The organism is Natrinema sp. H-ect4 (assembly GCF_041894845.1).
Lineage (GTDB): Archaea > Halobacteriota > Halobacteria > Halobacteriales > Natrialbaceae > Natrinema.
Map to the genome: position 1 here is coordinate 1 of NZ_JBHDYC010000007.1, position 22345 is coordinate 22345.

Annotated in this window: 22 protein-coding genes and 1 pseudogene; 14 read left to right on the forward strand and 9 right to left on the reverse strand. The window is 65.2% G+C overall.

Annotated features, from left to right (window positions below):
- Positions 1 to 93: 93 nt before the first annotated feature.
- A complete protein-coding gene (locus ACEWFR_RS10345; RefSeq protein WP_374060952.1) occupies positions 94 to 1185 on the reverse strand; it encodes a LeuA family protein in 1092 nt (363 codons plus the stop codon).
- Complete coding sequence (locus tag ACEWFR_RS10350; RefSeq protein ID WP_374060953.1) at positions 1186 to 2403, reverse strand: CaiB/BaiF CoA transferase family protein; 1218 nt, start codon at positions 2401 to 2403, stop codon at positions 1186 to 1188.
- 292 nt (positions 2404 to 2695) lie between these two features.
- Between ACEWFR_RS10350 and ACEWFR_RS10355 the strand changes: the two genes are divergently transcribed.
- The 6 genes from ACEWFR_RS10355 (at position 2696) to ACEWFR_RS10380 (ending at position 10426) form a co-directional block, all read left to right on the forward strand.
- Entirely contained in the window at positions 2696 to 4759 is a 2064-nt protein-coding gene (locus ACEWFR_RS10355) for a hydantoinase/oxoprolinase family protein (RefSeq protein ID WP_374060954.1), read from the forward strand.
- Positions 4756 to 6621: a hydantoinase B/oxoprolinase family protein gene (locus ACEWFR_RS10360; protein ID WP_374060955.1), complete on the forward strand. Its 1866-nt coding sequence runs from the start codon at positions 4756 to 4758 to the stop codon at positions 6619 to 6621. Before ACEWFR_RS10355 ends, ACEWFR_RS10360 begins: the two co-directional genes overlap by 4 nt.
- Positions 6622 to 6723: 102 nt before the next feature.
- On the forward strand, positions 6724 to 7365 hold the full coding sequence (locus ACEWFR_RS10365; RefSeq protein WP_374060956.1) for an isochorismatase family protein: 642 nt from the start codon (positions 6724 to 6726) through the stop codon (positions 7363 to 7365).
- Between the two features lie 107 nt (positions 7366 to 7472).
- Positions 7473 to 9098, forward strand: a complete 1626-nt coding sequence (locus ACEWFR_RS10370; protein ID WP_374060957.1) for an FAD-dependent oxidoreductase — start codon at positions 7473 to 7475, stop codon at positions 9096 to 9098.
- A 91-nt stretch (positions 9099 to 9189) separates the two neighbouring features.
- On the forward strand, positions 9190 to 10128 hold the full coding sequence (locus ACEWFR_RS10375) for a tetratricopeptide repeat protein (RefSeq protein ID WP_374060958.1): 939 nt from the start codon (positions 9190 to 9192) through the stop codon (positions 10126 to 10128).
- Between the two features lie 4 nt (positions 10129 to 10132).
- Complete coding sequence (locus ACEWFR_RS10380; protein ID WP_374060959.1) at positions 10133 to 10426, forward strand: DUF424 domain-containing protein; 294 nt, start codon at positions 10133 to 10135, stop codon at positions 10424 to 10426.
- Positions 10427 to 10553: 127 nt separating this feature from the next.
- Here the strand turns inward: ACEWFR_RS10380 and ACEWFR_RS10385 are convergent, their stop codons facing one another.
- Both ACEWFR_RS10385 and ACEWFR_RS10390 read right to left on the reverse strand, forming a co-directional pair.
- Positions 10554 to 12089 (reverse strand): DHH family phosphoesterase, encoded by a 1536-nt coding sequence (locus ACEWFR_RS10385; RefSeq protein ID WP_374060960.1) that lies wholly within the window; start codon positions 12087 to 12089, stop codon positions 10554 to 10556.
- Positions 12090 to 12161: 72 nt separating this feature from the next.
- Positions 12162 to 13250, reverse strand: coding sequence for a CapA family protein (locus tag ACEWFR_RS10390; protein ID WP_374061140.1), 1089 nt, complete (start codon positions 13248 to 13250; stop codon positions 12162 to 12164).
- 202 nt (positions 13251 to 13452) lie between these two features.
- Here ACEWFR_RS10390 and ACEWFR_RS10395 point away from each other — a divergent pair, with 202 nt between their 5' ends.
- From ACEWFR_RS10395 to ACEWFR_RS10405, 3 genes are all read left to right on the forward strand, one after another.
- Positions 13453 to 14325 (forward strand): complex I NDUFA9 subunit family protein, encoded by an 873-nt coding sequence (locus ACEWFR_RS10395; protein ID WP_374060961.1) that lies wholly within the window; start codon positions 13453 to 13455, stop codon positions 14323 to 14325.
- Positions 14326 to 14411: 86 nt separating this feature from the next.
- On the forward strand, positions 14412 to 15089 hold the full coding sequence (locus tag ACEWFR_RS10400; RefSeq protein ID WP_374060962.1) for a DUF4166 domain-containing protein: 678 nt from the start codon (positions 14412 to 14414) through the stop codon (positions 15087 to 15089).
- Positions 15086 to 16117, forward strand: a complete 1032-nt coding sequence (locus ACEWFR_RS10405; RefSeq protein WP_374060963.1) for a YndJ family transporter — start codon at positions 15086 to 15088, stop codon at positions 16115 to 16117. Before ACEWFR_RS10400 ends, ACEWFR_RS10405 begins: the two co-directional genes overlap by 4 nt.
- A 33-nt stretch (positions 16118 to 16150) precedes the next feature.
- On the opposite strand, the gene ACEWFR_RS10410 is transcribed toward ACEWFR_RS10405, so the two are convergent.
- The 3 genes from ACEWFR_RS10410 to hemC are packed head-to-tail and all read right to left on the reverse strand — an operon-like array spanning position 16151 to position 18865.
- Complete coding sequence (locus ACEWFR_RS10410) at positions 16151 to 16894, reverse strand: uroporphyrinogen-III synthase (RefSeq protein WP_374060964.1); 744 nt, start codon at positions 16892 to 16894, stop codon at positions 16151 to 16153.
- Between the two features lie 4 nt (positions 16895 to 16898).
- Positions 16899 to 17711 carry a uroporphyrinogen-III C-methyltransferase gene (gene cobA / locus ACEWFR_RS10415; protein WP_374060965.1) on the reverse strand — a complete coding sequence of 271 codons (813 nt, stop codon included), beginning with the start codon at positions 17709 to 17711 and terminating at the stop codon, positions 16899 to 16901.
- A gap of 14 nt (positions 17712 to 17725) precedes the next feature.
- Positions 17726 to 18865, reverse strand: a complete 1140-nt coding sequence (gene hemC, locus ACEWFR_RS10420) for a hydroxymethylbilane synthase (protein WP_374060966.1) — start codon at positions 18863 to 18865, stop codon at positions 17726 to 17728.
- Positions 18866 to 19100: 235 nt separating this feature from the next.
- Here hemC and ACEWFR_RS10425 point away from each other — a divergent pair, with 235 nt between their 5' ends.
- Positions 19101 to 19373: a hypothetical protein gene (locus tag ACEWFR_RS10425; RefSeq protein ID WP_374061147.1), complete on the forward strand. Its 273-nt coding sequence runs from the start codon at positions 19101 to 19103 to the stop codon at positions 19371 to 19373.
- A gap of 36 nt (positions 19374 to 19409) precedes the next feature.
- Here ACEWFR_RS10425 and ACEWFR_RS10430 read toward each other — a convergent pair.
- Positions 19410 to 19744: pseudogene (locus tag ACEWFR_RS10430) on the reverse strand (porphobilinogen deaminase); the annotation flags it as partial.
- Positions 19745 to 19867: 123 nt separating this feature from the next.
- On the opposite strand from ACEWFR_RS10430, the gene ACEWFR_RS10435 reads away from it, so the two are divergent.
- Positions 19868 to 20143 carry a hypothetical protein gene (locus tag ACEWFR_RS10435; RefSeq protein ID WP_374060967.1) on the forward strand — a complete coding sequence of 92 codons (276 nt, stop codon included), beginning with the start codon at positions 19868 to 19870 and terminating at the stop codon, positions 20141 to 20143.
- A 132-nt stretch (positions 20144 to 20275) separates the two neighbouring features.
- Here the strand turns inward: ACEWFR_RS10435 and ACEWFR_RS10440 are convergent, their stop codons facing one another.
- On the reverse strand, positions 20276 to 20515 hold the full coding sequence (locus ACEWFR_RS10440) for a hypothetical protein (RefSeq protein ID WP_374060968.1): 240 nt from the start codon (positions 20513 to 20515) through the stop codon (positions 20276 to 20278).
- 125 nt (positions 20516 to 20640) lie between these two features.
- Here ACEWFR_RS10440 and ACEWFR_RS10445 point away from each other — a divergent pair, with 125 nt between their 5' ends.
- From ACEWFR_RS10445 to ACEWFR_RS10455, 3 genes are all read left to right on the forward strand, one after another.
- Positions 20641 to 20913 carry a hypothetical protein gene (locus tag ACEWFR_RS10445; RefSeq protein ID WP_374060969.1) on the forward strand — a complete coding sequence of 91 codons (273 nt, stop codon included), beginning with the start codon at positions 20641 to 20643 and terminating at the stop codon, positions 20911 to 20913.
- Between the two features lie 369 nt (positions 20914 to 21282).
- Positions 21283 to 21555: a hypothetical protein gene (locus tag ACEWFR_RS10450; RefSeq protein WP_374060970.1), complete on the forward strand. Its 273-nt coding sequence runs from the start codon at positions 21283 to 21285 to the stop codon at positions 21553 to 21555.
- Positions 21556 to 21662: 107 nt separating this feature from the next.
- The gene (locus ACEWFR_RS10455) at positions 21663 to 22328 is read left to right on the forward strand and encodes a proteasome subunit beta (RefSeq protein ID WP_374060971.1); all 666 of its coding nucleotides are present in this window, start codon (positions 21663 to 21665) and stop codon (positions 22326 to 22328) included.
- The last annotated feature ends 17 nt before the right edge of the window (positions 22329 to 22345 follow it).

Sequence of the window (22345 nt, forward strand, 5' to 3'; positions counted from 1 at the left end):
GTATGGTACTTATCCACACGACATAACCCTTGCCTAAATACGACCGACCAGTGGAGGGCCGAGTAACGGCTCGAGCGGCGGACCGATCGTCTCTCAGTCACCGAACTCCCGCGTCGCGAGGGTCAGCGCCTCGTCCAGATCGAACGGGCCGCGCTCGGCCAACGTCGATTTGAACGACGAAAGCGTCTCGTCGTCGGTCTCGACACCCGCGCGTTCGAGGAGTTTGCGCGCGCCATCGTCCCCCGTCGCCTTGCCGAACACGAGTCGGCGCTCACCGCCGAAGGCGGCGGGATCGAACGGCTCGAGCGTGGCAGGATCGCTGAGCATCGCGGCGGTGTGGATCCCCGACTCGTGTTCCGAGATCGCCTCGCCGAGGATCGCCTTTCGGTCGCCGTACTCCTCCCCGAGCGTCTCGAGGACGGTCCGACAGACCGGAACGAGTTCGTCTGCCTCGATGCCGAGATCGTCGCCGAGATCGACGGCACAGGCGACGACAACTTCCTCGAGCGAACTGTTCCCCGCCCGTTCACCCAACGACGCGACGCTCACGTCGGCCTTCTGGACGCCGGCGTGGTACGCCGTCAGGACGTTCGCCGTGCCACAGCCCATATCGTCGTGGAAGTGGACGCCGACGCGCGAGAAGTCGACGTCGTCCGAGAGCCGATCGAGGGTCGACGAGACGGTCGCGGGCGTCCGTGCGCCGACGGAGTCTGCGAGCGTGACGAACGGGACGTTCGGGATCGTTCCGAAGACCTCGACCAGCGCTTCGTGATCCGTTCGGAAGGCGTCCGCGAGCGTGACGTGCGGTGTAACGCCGCGATCGGAGATATAGTCGACCGCCTCGGCCAGCATCGCCAGCATCTCCTCCCGAGACATCCCGAGGAGGTGCTCGAGGTGTCTGTCCGAAACCGAGACGAACGTTTCGACGACGTCGGCACCGGCGTCGACCGCCGCGTCGATGTCGCGCTCGAGCGCCCGCGCCAGCGCGATGATCTCCGCGTCGGTCGTGCCACTGAGTTCCGCGACGACGGCCCTGTCCTTCTCGCCCGTCGCTGGAAACGCCGGTTGAACGAACGGAACGCCGAGGTCGTCGAGCGCACGGACGCACTCGATCTTTTGCTCGGCGGTGTACTCCCGTCCGGGCATCTGGTCGCCTTCCCGGAGCGTCACGTCGTTCAGTTGCATCTAGATGATTCCCTCCGCTTTCAGTTCCGTGTACTCCTCGGCCGTCATCCCGAGTTCGCCCCGGTAAACGTCCTCGTTGTGCTCACCGTGTTGCGGGCCGAGGAACTCCACCTCGCCCGGCGTTCTGGAGAACTTCGGGACGGGGGCGAACGTCTTGATCGATCCGATGTCCGGATCCTCGACCTCGACGAAGCTATCGCGGGCCTGGAACTGCTCGTCCGCGAAGATATCCGCCATGTCGTAAACGGGACCGACGATGGCGTCGTGGGCCTCGAGCGTCTCGGTCGCCTCGGCGGTCGTGCGCTGTTTCGTCCACGATTCGATCGCCGCGTTGAGCGGTTCGTTGTTCTCGACGCGGGCCGAGTTGTCTTCGAATCGCGGATCGTCGACGAGTTCGGGCTTGTCGATGGCCTCGGCGACGCGCTCGAAGATCTTCTGGTTCGAAGCGGACATGGTGATGTGCCCGTCGGCGGTCTCGTAGATGTTCCGCGGGGCCGTACTCGGGTGCTGGTTGCCGGTCCGTTCGCGGACGTGTTCCATCCGGTCGTAGGCCTCGACCTCGCCGAAGAACAGCCGCCAGAGGGGTTCCGTCAGCGACACGTCGATGACCTGTCCCTCACCGCTTCCGCCGCGGCCGATGTCGCGCTCGAAGATCGCCATCATGGTCGCCTGCAGGGCGAACTGCGCGGCCGTCAGATCCGCGAGACTGATCGGGGGCAAGAGCGGTTCGCGGTCGGGGAAGCCGTTCGCGTGCGCCCAGCCGGAGATACCCTCCGCGATCGTCCCGAACCCCGGTTTCTGGGACTTCGGGCCCGTTTGTCCGTAGCCGGAGAGTCGAACCATGATCGCCTCCTCGTTAACATCGTGAACGTCGTCGGGGCCGAGTCCCCACCGCTCCATCGTCCCCGGACGGAAGTTCTCGAAGACGACGTCGGCGTCTTCGATCAGGACGAGGGCGATCTCGCGACCGCGTTCGGAACCGAGATCGAGCGTGATACACCGCTTGTTTCGACCCAGCGATTTCCAGGCGAGCGATTCCCCGCTCTCGGTCTTCTGGGGCCACTCGCGGATCGGATCACCGGTCTGGGGATGTTCGATCATCACGACATCCGCGCCGAAATCGCCCATCATCGTCGTCGCGAACGCACCGCTTATCATCCCAGACATGTCGATGACGCGGAGCCCATCGAGCGGACCCGTTCGTTCTCGTGCTGTCATTTCGATGTGCTACATCGCGTCGACCAAAGACAGTTGGTCCACCCAGTGTTGGCTATTTATATACCCCGCCGGACCAGTCGGGGCGGGACGCATCGGAAAACCAGAACCAGGAAATACGGAAGTCACCGCTTCGAGACGAGTTGAACACTATCCTCGGCAAGAACGTCAGTCGAGAGCGCACCGGTTCTCGTCGCGGTCTCGCTCGAGAAGCGAGGTGCCACATAAATAGCCAACACTGGTCGGGAGAACGTTTACTCGAGGTGCTGTGGTTCTGAAACACGTACGATAACAAATGCCACACAATTTAGGAGTGGACGTGGGTGGGACGTTCACTGACGTCATCGTCTTCGACGAGGACACCCACGAACTCACGATCGACAAGGTGCTATCTACGCCGTCGAACCCGTCGGAGGGCGTGATCAACGGAATCGGGGAAGCCGTCGACAAAGCCGGCACGACCGTCAGCGATCTGAACCTGTTGTTCCACGGCACGACCGTCGTAACGAACATGCTGCTCGAGGAGACCGGCTCGCGAGTCGGTCTGATCACCAGTGAGGGGCACGAGGACATCCTCCACCTGGCTCGAGCGTGGACGCCGGGACCGCTCTACGGGTGGATGGACATGGAGAAACCGGCTCCGCTGGCCGATCTCGTCGACACGCGGAGCGTCGGCGGGCGAATCGACTCACCTGAGGGGAACGAACAGGAGCCGATCGACGAGGACGAGGTACGAGCCGCCGTTCGAGAACTCGCCGATTCGGGAGTCGAGTCGCTTACCGTCGCCCTCCTGAACTCGTACCTGAACCCGACGCACGAACGGCAGGTTCGGGACGTCATTCAGGACGAGTGTCCGGAGCTTCCGGTCTCGATCTCCGCGGAGATCGTCCCGGAGTACGGCGAGTACGAACGGACGCTGACGACGGTCATCAACGACTACGCGCGACCGCAGGTCATCGACTATCTCGACGACCTCGACGCCTCGCTCGAGGACGCCGGCTCGACGGCGAAGATGAACGTCGTCCGCTCCGACGGAGGGCTAATGAGTTCCGGCGCCGCGAAACACCGGCCGGTCGAGCTCGCCCTGTCGGGGCCGTCGGGCGGCGTCGTCGGTGCAGCGACCATCGCCGAGAAGAAGGGGGTACCCGACGTGCTCACGCTGGACATGGGCGGCACCTCGACGGACGTCTCGCTGGTTGAGGACGGCAAACCGGGGACGACGCGCCAGACGAAGGTCGGCTACAGAGAGTTTAAATCCCGAGCCGTGGACGTGAATACGGTCGGTGCGGGCGGCGGCTCCATCGCTCGCGTTCAGCTGTCCGGTTCGCTCCAGGTCGGCCCCGAGAGCGCCGGGGCCGATCCGGGGCCGGCCTGTTACGGTCAGGGGGGCGACGAGCCCACCGTGACCGACGCGAACGTCGTTCTCGGTCGCATTCCCTCGAACGTCCAGCTCGGCGGTCGAATGGACCTCGACCGCGATGCGGCCCGTAACGCGATCCAGACGGTCGCCGACGAACGCGGCAGTACCGTGGAGGAAGCCGCCCAGGCGATCCTCGACATCGTCAACGAGAACATGTACAGCGCGCTCCGCGTCGTCTCCGTCGAGCGCGGCTACGACCCGCGCGACTTCGGTCTCGTCGCCTTCGGTGGTGCCGGCCCGATGCACGCCAACGCGCTGGCGGACGTGATGGACGCGTACCCGCTGATCGTCCCGCCGGGACCGGGCGTCATGAGCGCCTTCGGCTTCCTGACGAGCGACGTCCAAAACGAGTTCTCCGAAACCTACCTGAAGACGGATCAGGACGTCGAGGGGGAGGCAGTGTACGACGCGTATCAGGAGCTGAACGACGAGGCGACCGACTGGCTCGCGTCCGAGGGCGTCGCCGAGGAGAACCACGCCTTCGAGTACTACGCCGACTGCCGGTACTACCGGCAGGACGTGCAGATGTCCATCCCGATCGACGTGTCGACCCTCCGGACGGAGGACGGCATTGCGGCGATCAAAGACGACTTCGAGGCGCGCCACGAGCAGCGCTTTGGCTTCTCGTTGGACGCGCCACTCGAGATCGCGAACCTCCGCGTCATCGGCAAGGGGACCATGCAGGGAGTGACGCTCGAAGCGAGCGAACTCGGCGACGAGGACGCCAGCGACGCACGAGTCGGGACACAGGACGTCTTCTTCGACGATGCCTCCCACGACACGCCGATCTACGACCGCGAACGGATGCGACCCGGGAACGTGATCGACGGGCCGGCGATCGTCACCGACGACGACTCGACCGTCGTCGTCCAGCCCGATCACGCGGCGACGGTCGATCGGTACGCGAACCTCGAGATAACGCGGAGTGATTCCAAATGAGCCAGCACGCAAACGCCACGCCCGACTTCGTGGGGGACCACGATATCGACACGACGACCCTCGATATTATCGAGAACACGCTCTCGAACACGCGCTACGAGATGGATCGCGTCCTCGAGACGACGGCCATCAGCCCGGTCATTCGGGAACAGTCGGATCAGTTTCCCCTCATTGCCGACCGGAACGGCCGGATGGTGATGGGGCAGTTCGGCAGCGCGATCGACACGATCATCGAGAACGCGCCGTTCGGCTGGGACGAGCTGAACGACGGCGACGTCATCGCCACCAACGATCCCTACATGTGCGCCGGTGCGGTCTCGCATACGCCGGACATGCTGTTGCTCCGACCGATCTTCTACGAGGACGATCTCGTCGGCTTCGGCAGCCAGTGGGGGAACCTGATGGACGTCGGCGGGAAGACGCCCGGCAGCATGCCCGTCCAGGCCACCACCATCTTCGAGGAGGGTATGCGTCTCCCACCGGTCAAACTCTACAAGGAAGGCGAGTTCGACAGCGAACTCCTCGAGACGTTCGCGCACAATACGCGTCTTCCCGAGCACGCGGAGGCGGACATCAAAGCACTCGCGGCCGGGACGGCCGCCGCCGAAGCCCGGGTACAGGAACTCTGTGACCGCTTCGGGAAGGAGACCTACCTGGAGGGGTGCGACGCCATCCTCGACCGTACCCGCGACGGAATGATCGACCTCATCCGGGAGTTCGTGCCCGAGGGCGAACGCTACACCTTCGAGGATTACGTCGACGACGACGGCATGGGCAACGGCCCGATCAAGCTCCACCTCGAGATCTATCGCGAGGGCGATACGGTCCACCTCGACTGGGAGGGGACCGACGCGCAGGTCCCCGGCACGGTGAACTTCCTCCTGAACGAGAAGATGTTCAAGATGTTCACCGGCGTCTTCCTCATCATGGCCTTCGACCCGCTACTGACGTTCAACGACGGCTACTACGATCTCTTCGAGGTCAACCTGCCCGAGGGGACCGTCGTCCAGCCGGAGTTCCCGGCCGCACTGGGCAACCGGCTGCCGCTGATGGCCCGCCAGTTCGACGTCCTGCAGGCGACGTTCTCGAAGCTCATTGACGACTTCAGCGTCGCCGGCAGCTACGGCACCTCGCCGAACCTGGTGTACGCCGGGACGGACTCCGAGGGGAACGACTTCCAGATGCTCGAGATCCTCTACGGCGGCATCCCCGCTCGGCCGGGCGGCGACGGCCTCGACGGCCACTCCTGGTGGCCGCTGTTCCGAACCGTTCCCGCCGAGTTTCAGGAGGCCTACTACCCGCTCACCATCAACGAGTACAGCACGCGCGCCGACACCGGCGGTGCGGGAGAGTTCCGCGGTGGACACGGCATCACGAAAGTCTATACCTTCGAAGAGGACGGCGCGATCACGTTCCAGGACGATCGCGCACACACCTATCCGTGGGGGGTCGACGGCGGGAAACACGCACAGACCAGCGAAAAACGACTCGTCCGGACCGACGGGACCGAGGAGGAACTCCCCTCCAAAGTCGAAAACGTCGCCGTTTCGGCCGGCGACAAACTGATCTTCCGGACCGCCGGCGGCGGCGGACTGGGCGATCCGCTCGAGCGGGATCCCGAACTGGTCGCCGAGGAGATCCGGCAGGGACTCGTCTCCACCGAGGCCGCACGCGAGGAGTACGGCGTCATCGTTGGCGACGACGGAACCGTGGATCGGGCCGCGACCGAGGAGGCGCGCGAAACCGGGCGCGACGAACGAGACGACCTCGAGGAGTTCGACTACGGCCCTCTGCCCGAGGAGGGCGAACTCGCCGATCGGATCGCCGCCGAACGCCGCGAGTTCGACGACCGTCACAACTGAACTGGCCAACGACTGCTCTCGGACCCATCAGACAGCCGGGGAACCACCTGACAGACCCGGAACGCATCCGACAGACTCAGAACGAACTGACAGACACAATTTATGGACTGGATCGAAGCCACCGAAGACCACTACGACGAACGAGAATTCGGCGAGACCGTCGGGATGGGAGAGCGACCGGCACTGGTCGTCATCGACCTCATCAACGCCTTCACCGATCCGGACTCGAATCTCGGGTCGGACGTCGAAGACGTCCTCGAGCAAACCGAACGCCTCCTCGAGGCGTTCCGAGCGTTCGATCTCCCGCGGTACTTCACCACCGTCGCGTTCGAGGAGTCCTACGGCGATGCAGGAGTGTTCATCGAGAAAGTACCCGCGCTCAGGGAACTCCGACTCGGCACCGAACACGTCGAGGTCGACGACCGAATCGCACCGCTCGACGACGAGCGCGTCATCCTCAAGAAGTACGCCAGCGCCTTCTTCGGCACCGACTTGCAATCGGAACTGACCACCAACCGCGTCGATACCCTCGTCATCGCCGGTGTGACCACCAGCGGCTGCGTTCGCGCGACTGCAGTCGACAGCCTCCAGCACGGCTATCGAACGATCGTCCCCGCCGATGCCGTCGGCGACAGAGCCGAGGGACCACACCGTGCGAACCTCTTCGATATCGACGCCAAGTACGGCGACGTCGTGACGACCGATGCCGTCCTCGAAGAACTCGAGGCTCCCGTCGACGACTGATGGCCGCGCCGCTTTCGTCTCGACTGCCTCGTTCGCAGGGAGCCGGGCCGCCGACCGGTTCGTAGGGAGGGACGCTCGTTATATACATCGGCGACCAGAATACTCCAATGACCGACGTAGCCGTCCTCGGCGGCGGAATCGGCGGCCTCACCGCAGCCCACGAACTCGCCGAGCGTGGGTTCGACGTGACCGTCTTCGAGGCCAACGACCGCTTCGGTGGCAAAGCACGCTCGATGCCGATCGGAGACGATCCGGATGCGCTCCAGGGCGAACACGGCTTCCGGTTCTTCCCGGCGTTCTACCGGCACGTCGTCGAGACCATGGAACGGATCCCCGACGGCGACGGCACCGTCGCGGACAACCTCGTCGAGACCGAAGCGACGCTGATCGCGAATTCGACGGGCCCGAGTCGCATCGCCGAGACGCGCACCCCCGACACGATCCGCGGCTGGCTCGAGGCCCTTCGCCCAGCGTTCGCGGAGGACCTACCCCGCGAGGACGTTCGCTTTCTGCTCGAGCGGTTGCTGTACCTGTTGACCGCCTGCGAGTCCCGGCGCGAGGGCGAACTCGACGATATCTCCTGGTGGGAGTTCATCGACGCGGAGAACCGCTCGCAGGCGTTTCGCGACCGGGTCGCGTACACCACGCAGGCGCTCGTCGCGCTCCGGCCACAGGTCGGGAGCGCCCGGACGGTCGGCACCATCTATCTCCAGTTGTTGTTCGGCCAGCTCGATCCGACCGAGCCGACCGAGCGCGTGCTGAACGCGCCGACGAACGAGGCCTGGATCGATCCGTGGGTTCGCCATCTCGAGACACTGGGCGTCGAGTTCCGACCGAACACCCCCGTGCAGGGCCTCGCGTTCGATGGGCGACGCGTTACCGGCGCCGAGCTGGCTGGCGGGACGAGAGTCACGGCCGACGAGTTCGTGCTGGCCGTCCCGGTCGAAGTCGCCCCCCGAGTTCTCACGCCGGAGCTGCGCCGAGCGGCACCGGAACTGGGACGGATCGGGTGGCTCGAGACGGCCTGGATGAACGGGATCCAGTTCTACCTCACCGAGAACGTCGAACTGAGCCGCGGCCACCAGGTCTACGCCGATGCACCGTGGGCGCTGACCTCGATTTCACAGCGCCAGTTCTGGACGGCGTACGACCTCGAGAGTCGCGGCCCCGACGCGGTCGAGGGCGTTCTCTCGGTGATTGCCTCCGACTGGGACACGCCGGGAATCGACCACGAAAAACCGGCCAGGGAATGTACGCGCGAAGAGATCGCCGAGGAGATCTGGGCGCAGCTGAAGACCCACCTGAACGGACCCGACCGGCGGCTGCGGGACGACATGCTGGTCGACTGGTTCCTCGATCCCTCGATCGTCGAAACGGATACTGGGGTCGAAAACCGCTCGCCGCTGTTGATCAACACCGTCGGGTCGCTCCGGAATCGACCGCCGGCCGACGTCGCCATCAGAAACCTGACGCTGGCGAGCGACTACGTGCGAACGAATTCGGACCTGGCGTCGATGGAGTCGGCCAACGAGGCCGGCCGCCGCGCGGCGAACGCCGTCCTCGATCGACACGGCGGACGGGGTCGTGCGCAGGTCTGGGGGCTCAGAGAGCCCGCGGTCTTCGACCCGCTCAAGCGACAGGATCGAGTCCGGTACCAGCTTGGACTGCCGCACCCGGCGGAAGTAACGCAGTCCCTTCGGGGAGTCACGAGACGCCTCGGCAAACGAGTCTGAGAGCCACATTCTGAGGGGCGTTCGGCGCTCTCGGAACACCGTCGATACCCGGGTCGCAGCCCTTAACAGTCGTCGTCGCCAATTTACAGCAATGACTGACCGAGACGACGATCGCGACCATCGCTTCTCCGAGGGAGAGGGGTTCGGCGATCCCTACGAGGAGTTCGACCTGGACCCGCCGGAGCTCGGCGTCGACCCGTCGAAGGTCGACCCCGTCGACTCCCGCGTCGTCACCGACACGTTAGACCAACACAACATCGATCAGGACGACGTCGACGCGAGCGAACTGCTCGACGTCGGCCTGAACTACATGCAGATTAATCGCTACGAGCAGGCCACCGAGGCCTTCGATCGGACCGCTCACTTCGCCGAGGACGACGGGATCGCACAGGAAGCGTGGGTAAACAAGGGCGTCGCCCACGGCGAACTCGAGGAGTGGGACGAGGCAATCGGGGCCCACCGCGAGGCCCTGCGGATCGACGAGGAGAGCGAGCACGCCGCGACCGCCGAGACGAACCTCGCCTACGCGCTCTGGGAGTTCGGCCAGACGAGCGAGGCGTTAGAGCACGCCGAACGCGCCATCGAGATCGACGAGCGCTTCGCCGCGGGCTGGTTCAACCGCGCCTTTTTCCTCTCGGAGCGCGGGCTCTCCGAGGAGGCGCTCAACTGCGTCGACAACGCGATCCGGCTCGGCCTGCGTAACGCGAAAGTGCTCGAGACGAAAGCCGAGATCCTCGAGGAACTCGGCGAGTTCGACGAGGCCGAAGAGATCGCCGAGGAGGCAAACCGGATGCGCGAAGACGCCGAACAGGAGATGATGGACGACCGCGAGGAGATGCTCGGACAGGGGCAGGGCGGAGCGGGCGGCCGTCCGGGAGCCGGTCGCGGTGGTGGCGGAGCCGGCGGTCGCGGGATGGGAGGCCAGTCGCCGCCCCGGCGACAGGGCGACATCGGCTTGGACGATCTCGGCGTCGCCGATCTCGGCACCGAAGATGACGACGAGGACGAGCGCGAGTGGGAACTCGAGTAATCGAATGATCGTCAACGAGCGAGAGACGGCGGAGGGGGTGCTGGTCGCCGTCTGCGACGAGGAGGTCCTCGGCGAGACGTTCGAGGAGGGCGAGCTCTCCCTGACCGTTACCGAGGAGTTCTACGGCGGCGACGAGGTCGACGAGAACGCGGTCGTCGAGAGTCTCGCACGGGCGGCCGTCGCCAACATCGTCGGCACCCGCGCCGTCGAACTCGCCGTCGAGGAGGGCTTCGTCGATGAAGCGAACGTCCTCGAGGTTGGAACGACGCTGCACGCGCAGTTACTGCAGATGCAATAGGCGAGCGAACTCCGAGAGGGGTGGTTTTTCTGCGAGCGCTGCGATGGCGCAACAGAGTGTCCGGTCCAGCCCTCAGACGGACTACGCTCCGTCAGTTCCGGCGCACCCGCGACCCGCCAGACAGTCGTTAGGAGAGTTGCTCGCCGACGAGTTCGTCGGCGCGTTCGATAAACGCCTCTTCGTTTCCTTTCGGAACCGTCGCACCCGCCGCGACGTCGTGGCCGCCGCCGTCGCCGCCGACGGCTCGAGAAGCCTCGCCCATCACGGCCGAGAGGTCCAGTCCCTGCCGGACGAGCGAGTGGGTGCCACGCGAGGAGACCTTGACCGATTCCTCGTTCTTGTCTGCAAAGGCGATGATCGGCTTCGAGCGGCTGATCCCTGCGTTGCCCATCGCCATTCCCGCGACGATACCGACGATGGTCTCGCGAATCTCGTCGCTCGCGTGGAACCACTGGACGTGTTCCTCCTGGGTCGCCCCCTCGCGAGTGACCAGATCAATACCGTTCGAGAGGTTCCGGCGGTGCTCGCGCAGGAGCTGTCGGGCGCGCTCGAGCGCGCCGTCCCGATCACCGAGACAGACGCCGAGCCCCACGTCGGCCCGCTCGTAGCGGGCCGTCGCGTTCAGCAGCGTCGAGAACTCACTGGCATCCCGGAGTTCGGTGCCGACGGGCTCATTGCTGAGGACGTAGGCCGTACTCACGAGCTGGTCGATCTTTTTCGCGGGGACGCCGCTCGAGACGGCCCGCCGGACCAGCGCGCTGGCGACTGTCTGCTTTTCGTCGTTGGTGAGCCCCGACCAGCGCCGCCACTCGCCGTCGCGTTTCAACTCGAGGTCGAGGCCGTCGAGGAACCGCAACGCGCCGTTCGAGTCGTTCGAGATGCCTGGGATGTGAACGTCGGTGGCGTACTCGAGCAGCTTGGGGAGCGGACGGGTCTGTTTCCCGTAGAGCGCGAGGTCCTTGCCCGTCTCGAGGACGCCGGCGTCGACGCCCTCTTCGACGATCGCCGCGTTCGCGCCGTGGAGTTCGCCGCCAGCGGCCTGCATATCGCCCACGGCGCCGACGACCGCGAGGGCGGCGAGATCGCAGTTGTCGGCGCGGGCGTTTGCGGCTCCCGACGCGGTAACGGTGCTGCTGTCGGAGCGTTGCTCTGACGAGGTTCGCAAACCCGTGGTTTGCTCACCACCGTCGGCCGCAACCGACGGATCTGAGCTACCGTCGGAAACGTCCGCGAGCGCACGTGCGAGGACGTAACTCGCGCCGGCTCCCGAAAGTTCGGAGGCCCCGTTAATCCCGAACAGCAACGGGTTGAGGTGGTACTCGGTCTCCCTGTCGGCGGGCTGGTGGTGATCCGCGATCACCGGGGTGAAGTCGCCGGCGTCCTCGTGGTCACCGATGATCTCGAGTTGGCCGCTCCCGAAGTCCGTGAAGCAGACGGTGTCGTAGTCGGTCGCCGCGATGTCGGCGACCGCGTCCTCGTCGAGTTGCTTCTCGAAGACCGTCTCGAACGGAATTTCCGCCCGCTCGAGGGCTTTCGCGGCGATCGCCGCGCTGGTGAGTCCGTCGGCGTCGATATGCGAGGCGAGCAGCACGCGATCGGCCTCGCACAGCCGTTCGGCGCACGCTACCGCACGATCCTCGAGTTCGGGAACCGGCCCTGCCATCGAGGAATGGTGGGGCGGCTTCGCCCATAAACCCGCGGATCGTCCCGCTCGTCCGTCCGGGAACGAAACGGTTCACAGCGAGACGACGAGACCGTCGCCGTCCCGTTCGTACGTCGTCTCGAACGGAGCGGACCGAGCGCGCATCGTCTCCCGGAGCCAGGCCGCCTCGTCCTCGCTGGCGCGAGAGACGCCGTCGTCGATCGCGATGGGGACGAGCCGTATCTCCTCGAGACGCCCGCCCTCGAGCGTGACCTCGAAGAGGAAGCTTCGGTCGTTGCCCAGATCGCCTTTGATCCCGAAATCGTCGACGAAGTTGCCGGTATCATGGAGGACGACTCCGTCGTCGTAGCGCTCGATCGCCTGAACGACGTGGGCGCTATGGCCGTGAACGAGGTCGACGCCCCGATCGACGAGCCAGTGGCCGAAATCGACGAGCAGTTTGCTGGGACGTTCGACCCAGTTTGGCCCCCAGTGGACCGACGCGACGAGCAGATCCGGATCGTTGGCTTGCGCGCGCTCGATCGCCTCTCCGACGATCCGTTGGGTGTCGGGATCCGCCGGATCGGGTTTGATATGGGCTATTCCGGGCCGGTCGTCGGTCGCGCTGTAGCCGACGTAACGATCCGCAAATGAGACGACGGCGACGTCGACAGCGCCGACGGAAAACGTGGCCGGCTCGCGAGCCGCCGCTGGCGACTCACCGGCGCCCGCGACATCGATGCCCGCCGCCTCGAGCGCGTCGATCGTGTCGGTCAGCGCTACCGCTCCGTAATCCATCGCGTGATTGTTCGCCAGCGACGCGAACCGAACGTTCCCGGCGTCAAGTGCGGGCACGGCCCAGCCGGGATCGCCTCGGAAGTGAAACGTCCGGCCGGGGAACGGGTCACCCCGCCTCGACAGACAGCACTCGAGGTTACAGCAGACGCCGTCGAGTGACTCGAGCCGGGGCTGGAGGTCGCCCCAGACGGACGCGGGATCGACGTCGTCTCGCCCGTAGTGCCCGTTGAGATCCCGTCCGAGCATCGTATCGCCGGCGAACCCGATCGTCGTTTCGGTGCGTTCGTGATCAGTGGGCGAGACCGGGTCAGATTCGGGCGCGCTACAGCCACCGGCCACTGCCGTTCCCGTCGCTGCCAGAAACCGCCGACGGCTCCCGTTCATCGGTCCGGTATCCCGGCTCGTGTATCCCGGCGAGTAGCTCGGTTCGCGATCGCTCGAGTCCGTTCGGATCGGCACATCGATCCCCCGTTCGAATCCCAGGTTCAAATAGCCCGCCGGGCCGTCGTTCCTCGGTCCGTCGTCCCGATCACCGTCTCTGTTCGGCGAACCGTACAGTTACAATCCCATGATAGAAAAAGCCGGTATGGACGTCCTGGTCGCGGGCGGTTCGGGATTCATCGGTCGGGCGCTGTGTCGCGTCTTGGTCGATCGCGGCCACGAGGTTACAGCAGCATCGCGGACGCCCGATGCGGACGGTCTCCCGGCTGCCGTCGAGACAGCCGTCGCTGACGTGAGTGAGTCGGACCTTGAGGAACTCGTCGACGGTCACGACGCGGTCGTCAACCTCGTCGCGCTTCCCTCACACGTCCAGTCGCGAGGGCAGAGCCACGAAGCGGTTCATTTCGAGGGAACCCGTCACCTCGTGGCGGCCGCCGAACGAACCGGGGTCGAGCGGTTCGTCCAGCTAAGCGGACTGGGTGTCGAGTCGGGCGTCGATACGGCCTACTTCCGAGCGAAGCGGCGGGCCGAACGCGTCGTCCGCGACGCCGACCTCGAGTGGGTTATCTACCGTCCGTCGGTCGTCTTCGGCGACGGCTGTGCGTTCATCCCGTTCGTCGAACGGATATCACCGCCGCTGGCCACGTTGTTGCCGGGCGGCGAACGGACGTGGCTCCAGCCGATCTGGGTCGACGACCTCGCGCCGATGCTCGCGGACGGCCTCGAGAACGACCGCCACATCGGCCAGTGCTACGAGATTGGTGGGCCCGAACGGCTCACGCTCGCCGAGACGGTCAGCCGGATTCGTGGCGGGGGAACCGTCGTGCCGATCCCGATGGGGCTGGCCGCGATCGCGGCGATCCTCGTCGACCCCATCCCCTGGGTCCCGTTCGGCCGCGACCAGTATCGCGTGCTGGGGCTGGACAACACGACCACGGACAACGACGTCACGGCCTTCGGCGTGTCGCCGAAATCGCTCCGGACGCTGTCGGCGTATCTGGCCGACAAGCATCGATAGCGACATGAAACTAATCGAGACATGATTCCGAAACGAACTGAAACCGACCGATTGGCGGCGTTCACCGGAGGAACGGAGGAACAGCCGTGACCGGACTGTTCGAGCGCGAGGTCGGCGATGCGTGGTGGACGCTCCATCCCCGCGTCCGCGATCGGTACGGCCTCGAGTCAGGCGCGGGCCGCGAGGCGGTGGGCGTCGGCCGCATGCACGAACTCGATCGGAGCCCCCTCGCAGTGCCGGCCCTCTGGCTCGGAACGATCGACGACTTCCTCTTCCCAGAACGGGGGGCCGACGTTCCGTTCACGATCGTCACGGAGCCGTTCGTCGACGACGAGGGCACCGAAGCGCTCGTCCTTCGCCGGCGCTTTGAGACATCGCCGCCCCGGACGTTCGTGGATACGCTCCGGTGGAACCCCGCTCGAGGCTGTCTCACCGACCTCTTCGGGCGGCATGGGCGCGTCGCGGCCGATCTGCACATCTCGGCCGAGGACGGCGCGCTGGCGCTCTCGATCGGCACGCAATGGCTTCGGGTCGGCGGACGGTACCTCGAGGTTCCCCCTCCGTTCTCGGCAGACGGCCACCTTCGTGACTGGTACGACGACGGCGAAAACCGGTTTCGCGTTTCGGCCACGATCACCAATCCTGTCGTCGGAACCGTCTTCGAATACCAGGGCGCGTTCGAGACCGAGTTTCGACCGCTCGAGGACGACGCTGCGCCGCCGTCGGCCCTCGGTGGAATCGACCTGCCGAGTGAGAACGCGTGAGTGATCGCGAGCCAACCGCTGCTCGAGAGCCAGCCCCGTCGACGAGTGTCTGCCCCCGCCCTCGCCCTCGATTCGCCGGTCGGCGCGTCACCGACCTGAGCACGGTAGCGGGTAGCGTCATCTGGCTGGGACTCGTCGCCGGGACGATCGATGGGACGATTCCGATCGCTCCCGTAGCGCTGTACGTGGCACTCGCCGCGCTCGTCCTCATCCCGCTCGGTTTCGGTGTGGTCGAGATTCCTCGAGACGGGACTGCTGTGACGGTTCCGTATCGGGCCGCCGTCGTCGGGCAGGGCCCGGCCGCGCTGGCGCTCGTTGCCGCCCTCGCCGCGCCGCAGGGGTCGCTCGTTGCAGTGGCGCTCACCCTCCCGTGGCTCTGCGTTACCGGTGCGATCGCGCTCTGTGGACTCGGGCGGCTCACCGCCCGCGGTGGTGGTCCGCTTCCCGAACTCGCGATCGACGCCGGCCTGCTGTACGTGCCGGTCGCCGCCACGTTTCTCTGCATGCACGCGGCCGGTGTCAGTCTCCGGTTCGCGCCGATTATCGTCCTTCTGACGGGCGTCCACTTCCACTACGCCGGATTCGCGTTGCCGCTCGTCGTCGGCCTGACGGGTCGAATTCTGACGGGAGACGACGGAACGTTCCCGGCGGCGATCACGGGACGAGCGACGGCCGCGGCGACGGTCGTCATCGTCGTCGGCATCCTCCTGATCGCGGTCGGGATCACGTTCTCCCCGCTGGTCGAGGCCGTCGCAGTCATCGCCTTCACGATCGCCGTCGCGGGATTCGCGATCCGCCTCCTCCGTGACGTCGTTCCCGCCGTGGCGCGACTGCCGGGACTGTTGCTCGCCGTCGCCGCGCTGTCGATCTGCTGGACGATGGCGCTGGCGCTCGCCTTCGCGTCCGCCTCGCTTCCCGGAACGCCGTCGCTCATCACGATCCCCGAGATGATCCGCTGGCACGGGAGCGTCAACGCCTTCGGATTTGCACTCCCGGCCCTGCTCGCCGTCCGACTGCTCGAGGAGTGAGACGCGGCGAAAAAAGCGGGGTTCCAGATATCGTTACGGCTCGCGCGCCGACGTTGCCGCCACGGTCTCCCGGGCGAGCGCGTCGAACGTCGCTTCGTCGGGTACCACGTCGACGTCGATCCCCCGTTCGGCTGCCGTTTCCGCCGTCGGCTCGCCGATGACGCCGACGACGGCGTCTGCGAGTCCCGCCAGTGCGTCCTCCCGAACGCCTGCCTCCGCGGCGGCCTCGAGGAAGTGCTCGACGGTCAGCGACGAGGTGAAACAGACGGCGTCGAGCCCGCCCTCGGCGACCAGCTTAGCCGATTCGCCGCTTTCCTCGGGACGGACCAGCCGGTAGAGAATCGTCTCATGGACGTACGCGCCCGCGTCCTCGAACCCCTCGAGCAACACCGGGCTGCCGTGATCGCTGCGGGCGACCTCGACGCGTGCGCCGCTGATCCGTTCCTCTAAGGTCGACACGAGACCGCTCGAGGTGAACTCCTCGGGAACGATATCGACCGCGTACCCCTCCTCTCGGAGCGCATCGGCCGTCGCAGGTCCGATCGCACAGACGGTCGCATCGCCGGGGTCCCACCCCGCTTCGGAGACGAGTTCGGCTCCGGTCTTGCTCGTGAGAACCACATACTCGGCGTCGGTTCGCGGCGTCGCGTCGGTCGGTTCGACGGCCAGCATCGGATCCGCGACCGGCTCGGTGCCGAGCTCCGCGAGCAGGGCGACGGCTCGCTCGAGGCGGTCGTCGTCGGGCCGGAAAACGGCCACTGTGGGTGCGTCGCTCATCGGCTCAGTCCCCACTCTCGGCCGTCTCGTCGGCGGCCGCGCCGTAGTCGTTTTGCAGAAAGTCGACGACCAACTCGCGCGTTCCCGCGACGTCGCCGATCACCGTCACCGCGGGCGGTTCGATACCTGCCTCGTCGCGGGCGTCGACGATCGTCTCGAGGGTGCCCGTCGCGACCCGCTGGCCGGGCCAGGTGCCCCGTTCGACGAGCGCGACCGGCGTCTCGGGGGCCATCCCGGCCTCGAGCAGCGCCGCGGTGTAGTCCGGAAGCCGGCCCACCCCCATCAGGACGACGATGGTGCCACCGGTCGCTGCCAGCGCATCCCAATCGACGGCCGACTCCTCCTTCGTCGGATCCTCGTGGCCCGTGACGAAGCTCACCGAGGAGGCGTGATCTCGGTGCGTGACCGGGATGCCGGCTACCGCTGGCGCGGCGATCGCCGAGGTGACCGCGGGGACGACTTCGAAGGGAACCTCGTGGGCGGCGAGATACTCGGCCTCCTCACCGCCGCGGCCGAAGACGAAGGAGTCGCCGCCCTTCAGCCGGACGACGGACTTGCCCTCGCGGGCGAGTTCGACCAGTCGCTCATTGATTTCGGACTGGGGCGTGCGCTCGCCGCCGGCGCGCTTCCCGACGTCTTCGCGTCGGTCCTCGGGGAGCGCCTCGATGATCTCCGGGCCGGGAAGCTTGTCGTGGAGGACGACGTCCGCGGCCTCGAGCAGGCGGTTCGCCTTGACGGTGAGGAGGTCGGGATCGCCGGGGCCGCTGCCGACGAGGTAGACGGTGCCGGGGTCGGCCTCGATATCGGGTCCTGACATTTGGTACTCGCTACCTACTTCCCCTCGGGTTTATCTTCCTCGGAGACACCGTCGTCGTCGCTCTCGGCGTCATCGCGAGCCCCCTCGATCAGTTCGGCTGCGCCGCGGTCCGCGAGATCCCGCGCGAACTCGCGGGCGGCCTCCGCGTGGGTTTCGACCGGCAGATCTCGGCTGGCGGCCACCGATTCCTCGCCGTCGCGGTCGAAGACGCTCACGGTCGCGTGGACGTGCTCGCCCTGGACGAGCGCGTAGATGCCGATCGGCGCGATACAGCCCCCGCCGAGCTCCGCCAGAATCGTTCGCTCGACGGTCGTCTCGACGCGGCTTCGCGGGTAGTCGATCGCGGTCTGGATATCGCGGGCCGTCTCGCCGTCCCGCGCGGTCACCGCGAGCGCTCCCTGTCCCGGTGCCGGGACGAACGTCGACGTCGGGAGCTCCTGATAGTCGACGTAGTGGGCGAGCCCGCTGCGCTCGAGGCCCGCCTGCGCGAGGACGATCGCGTCGTACGATGTCTCGATCTCTCGACCGAGCGCGCCCTTCTCGAGTTCCGAGAGGTCGTCGAACCACTCGTCGGTGGTGCGGTCGTACTCGGGTTCGAAATCGTCGTTCCCCGTGTTCCCCTTTCGCTCCTTGTCCGCTTCCGTCCGCTCCTGGTGTTCGTCCTGCAGGGCGGGTGCGAGCAGCTTCTCGAGGCGCGTGTCGACGTTCCCGCGCAGGGGTTCGACCGCGAGGTCGTCGCGTTCCGATAGAAGCTGGGCACGACGGCGCAGACTCGAGGTGCCGACGGTCGCGCCGGCAGGCAGTTCCTCGAGCGTCGCCCCGTCGGGCGTGACGAGCGCGTCGCCCGGCTCCCCTCGCTCGGGAACCGCGGCGGTCACGAGTTCCTCGGGCTGTTCGGTCGGCATATCCTTCATCGAGTGGACCGCGCCGTCGAGATCCTCCTCGAGGACGCGCTCGTCGAGTTCGCGGACGAACGCGCCGGTCTTCCCGAGCCGGTGGATCAACTCGTCTCTGATCTGGTCGCCCGTCGTCTCCACGGTGACGAGTTCGACCTCGTACCGGTGGTCTTCCAGGGCCTCTTTCACCAGCGAGGCCTGTCGCCGGGCGAGTGCGGACCCCCTCGTCGCCAGTCGCAGCGTCCCGTGCGTTCTCATAGGAGTCAGTCGGTGCCTCGAGTATGAAAAGCGCACGCTTGTGCGGCGATAGATCTGTGTCGGAATCTCGTCGTCGCTCGCCCACGGTCTCGACGGCCGCCGTTCTCACCCTCGTCGACTTCGCGACGGGTGTAGCGGTCAGCGCAATATGACGTAAATCGCCTACCGCAAACAACATATCGGAATTCTTATTACAAACATTTATAATGATTTGTTATTAATTAACAGTCGGACAATGTCGATTGAAAACGCACAGTCTGATGCCGTTGAACAGGACGCAAGTGAGAAAATCCCCGTCGATCTGGACGAGGCTGCGGCTACGGTGAATCCGGAAGCGAGCGCCGTTGCCCTCGCCTTGGCGGCTGGCGTCGTTGTCGGGGCGGCAGCTGCCGGTTCCGGGTCGTCCGACCTTGACGCTGCCGAGTTTCCGGCACCGCGTGACAACGCCGCGTCGAGCCAGCCGTCCGCCAGCGACCTCATCGATCGCCGGGAATCGGTGACCGCATAACTCGACCCGGGACTCCGCGTTCGATGCCGAGCGGATGTTGAACCCGTCGTCGACGCTGCGGTAGCACCCGGGTTCGAAGTCCACCTTCTACTGTTCCCCGTCCGTTCGTACTCAGCGACCGTCTGCTCCTAGTGTTTGTTCTGCAGTGCGGGCGCGAGGAGTTTCTCGAACCGGTGTCGACGTTCCCTCGCAGCGGTTCGACCTGGACGTCTAGCCGCTCGGAGAGGAGTTGTGCGCGTCGGTAGTGACTCGTGGTGCCGACGATCGTACCATGTGGGAGTTCGTCGCGGCTTGAGCCGTCAGGAATGATGAGGGTATCTCCCGGTTGGTATATCCTTCATCGTGTGGATCGCCCTGTCGAGGTCACCTTCGCCGACTTCGCGACGATTGTACCGATCAGCGAATAACATTATATAAATTTTCCTTAATGACTCGTCACTTTTATTTTCCTACCAAAGATTTATACCAATAGGAGGTTAATCAACAGCCAGATAATGTCGGGAGAAAACACAAAGTCCGATGCCGTTGAACAGGACGCAAGTGAGAAAATTCCGGTCGATCTGGACGAGGCTGCGTTCATGGAGAATCCGGAGGTGCCAGCCACTGCCATCGTGCTCGCCGCCACCGCCGTCGCCATCGGGGTGGCAGCTGCCGGCTCCGGGTCGTCCGACCTGGACGCTGCCGAGCTGCCGGCGCCGAGTGACACCTCCGCGTCGAGCCATCCGTCCGCCAGCGACCTCATCGATCACCGGGAATCGGTGACTGCGTAACTCGACCGAGACTCCGCGTTCGATGCCGAGAGGACGTCGAACCCGTCGTCGACGCTGCGGTAGCATCCGGGTTCGAAGTTCGCGTTTCCACTGTTCTCCGTCCGTTCGTACGCAGCAACCGCCCGCCCGCTCCTAGTGGTTGTCCTGCAACACGGGCGCGAGGAGTCCCTCGAGCCGCGTATCGACGTTCTCGCAGAGCGGTTCACCCTGGAGGTCCGGCCGCTCGGAGAGCAGTTGCGCGCGTCGACGGAGATTCGGGGTGTCGACGGTCGCATCGTGCGGGAGTTCGCGACGGCTCGAGCCGTGAGGCGTGACGAGGGTCTCTCCCGATTGGTGTGTTCTCCATCGTGTGGACCGCGCCGTCGAGGTCACCTTCACCGACTTCGCGGCGGTTGTATCGTTCAGCGAACATCGGATATTAATTTCACATACTGATTAGTCACTGTGATCATTCACACAAATATTTATACTAATAAAAACCAATTAACGGTTGACTCATGCAGACGGAAATTAACGAGTCTGACGCCGTTGAACAGTACGCAAGTGAGAAAATCCCGGCCGATCTGGACGAGGCTGCGACCACGGCGAACCCGGAAGCGAGCGCCGTCGGCGTTGCCTTCGCGGCCGGCGTCGTCGTCGGGGTGGCAGCTGCCGGTTCCGGATCGGCTGATCTGGGCGCCGCCGAGCTGCCGGCACCGCGTGACACCTCCGCGTCGAGCCAGCCGTCCGCCAGCGACCTCATCGATCGCCGGGAATCGGTGACCGCGTAACTCGACTCGAGACTCTACGTTCGGTACCGAGCGGACGTCGAACCAGTCGTCGGCTCTGCTATCGTACTCGGGTTCGAGGTCCTCGTTTCCACTGTTTCTCGTCCGTTCGTACGCAGCGACCGTCCGCTGCTGGTGTTCGTCTGCCAGCGTGGGCGCGAGGAGTTCCTCGAGCAGTCAGACGTGACGAGGATATCTCTCGGTTGGCATGTCCTTTATTGTGTGGATCGCCCCGGCGAGTTCACTCTTGCCGATTTCGCGACGATTGTACCGATCAGCGAATAACATGATGTAAATTTTCCGTACTGATTAGTCGCTTCTATTGTTCGACCAAACATTTATACCAATAGAAGATTAATCAACACATGGGTAATGTCGGCAGAAAACACAAAGTCCGATGCCGTTGAACAGTACGCAAGTGAGAAAATTCCGGTCGATATGGACGAAGCTGCGGCCACGGCGAATCCGGAGGCGAGCGCCCTTGCTGTCGCCTTCGCGGCCGGCGTCGTCGCCGGGGCGGCAGCTGCCGGTTCTGGGTCGTCTGACCTGGACGCTGCCGAGCTGCCGACGCCGCGTGACACCGACGCGTCGAGCCAGCCGTCCGCCAGCGACCTCATCGATCGCCGGGAATCGGTGACCGCGTAACTCGACCCAAGACTCCTGGTTCGATACCGAGGAGCGGATGACGCGACGCTTATATTCTCATTTGTTCAAACAATACATTTTTAGCAAGAGCGTTTTTGTACTTATATATGAGACGTAACATCAAAAAGACACAATCGAATCGGAACCGACCCTCGAAGGGGGGTGCGACGACCGGCACTACGTCGATCGGACTCACGACGGCGGCAGGCGTGATCGTTGCGTCGGATATGCGCGTCTCGATCGACGGGCGATTCGTCCTCCAGAAACACTCCGAGAAAATCAAACGAATTCACGACAGGGCGGTCGTAACGCTCGTCGGACTCATCGGGAGCAACCAGCAGTTCGCTCGGACCCTCCGATCCGAAGCGGCGCTGTACGAAACCCGACGGGACTCGCCGATGAGTATTGCTGCACTGCAGGAACTCGCCGCCACTCTCTCTCGTCGCGGGCCGTATCGGGATATCAACCCGATCATCGGCGGGATCGACGACGACGGTCCTCGAGTTGCGTCGGTCGATCCGAACGGCGGCGTTCTCTCCGACGAATACGTGGTTACGGGCTCGGGAATGCAACTCGCGTACGGCTCCCTCGAACAGCACTACGAACGCGGTCTCTCCGCCGAGCGGGGAACACGAATCGCGACGGAGGCTGTCCGAGCCGCTATCAGCAGAGATACAGCCTCAGGCGGTGGCGTCCACGTCGTACAGATATCCGACTCCGAAATCACGGAGCGTCGTATCACGGATTTCGACGACGCATCGGGACCCAACTGACCGATCACGATTCGACG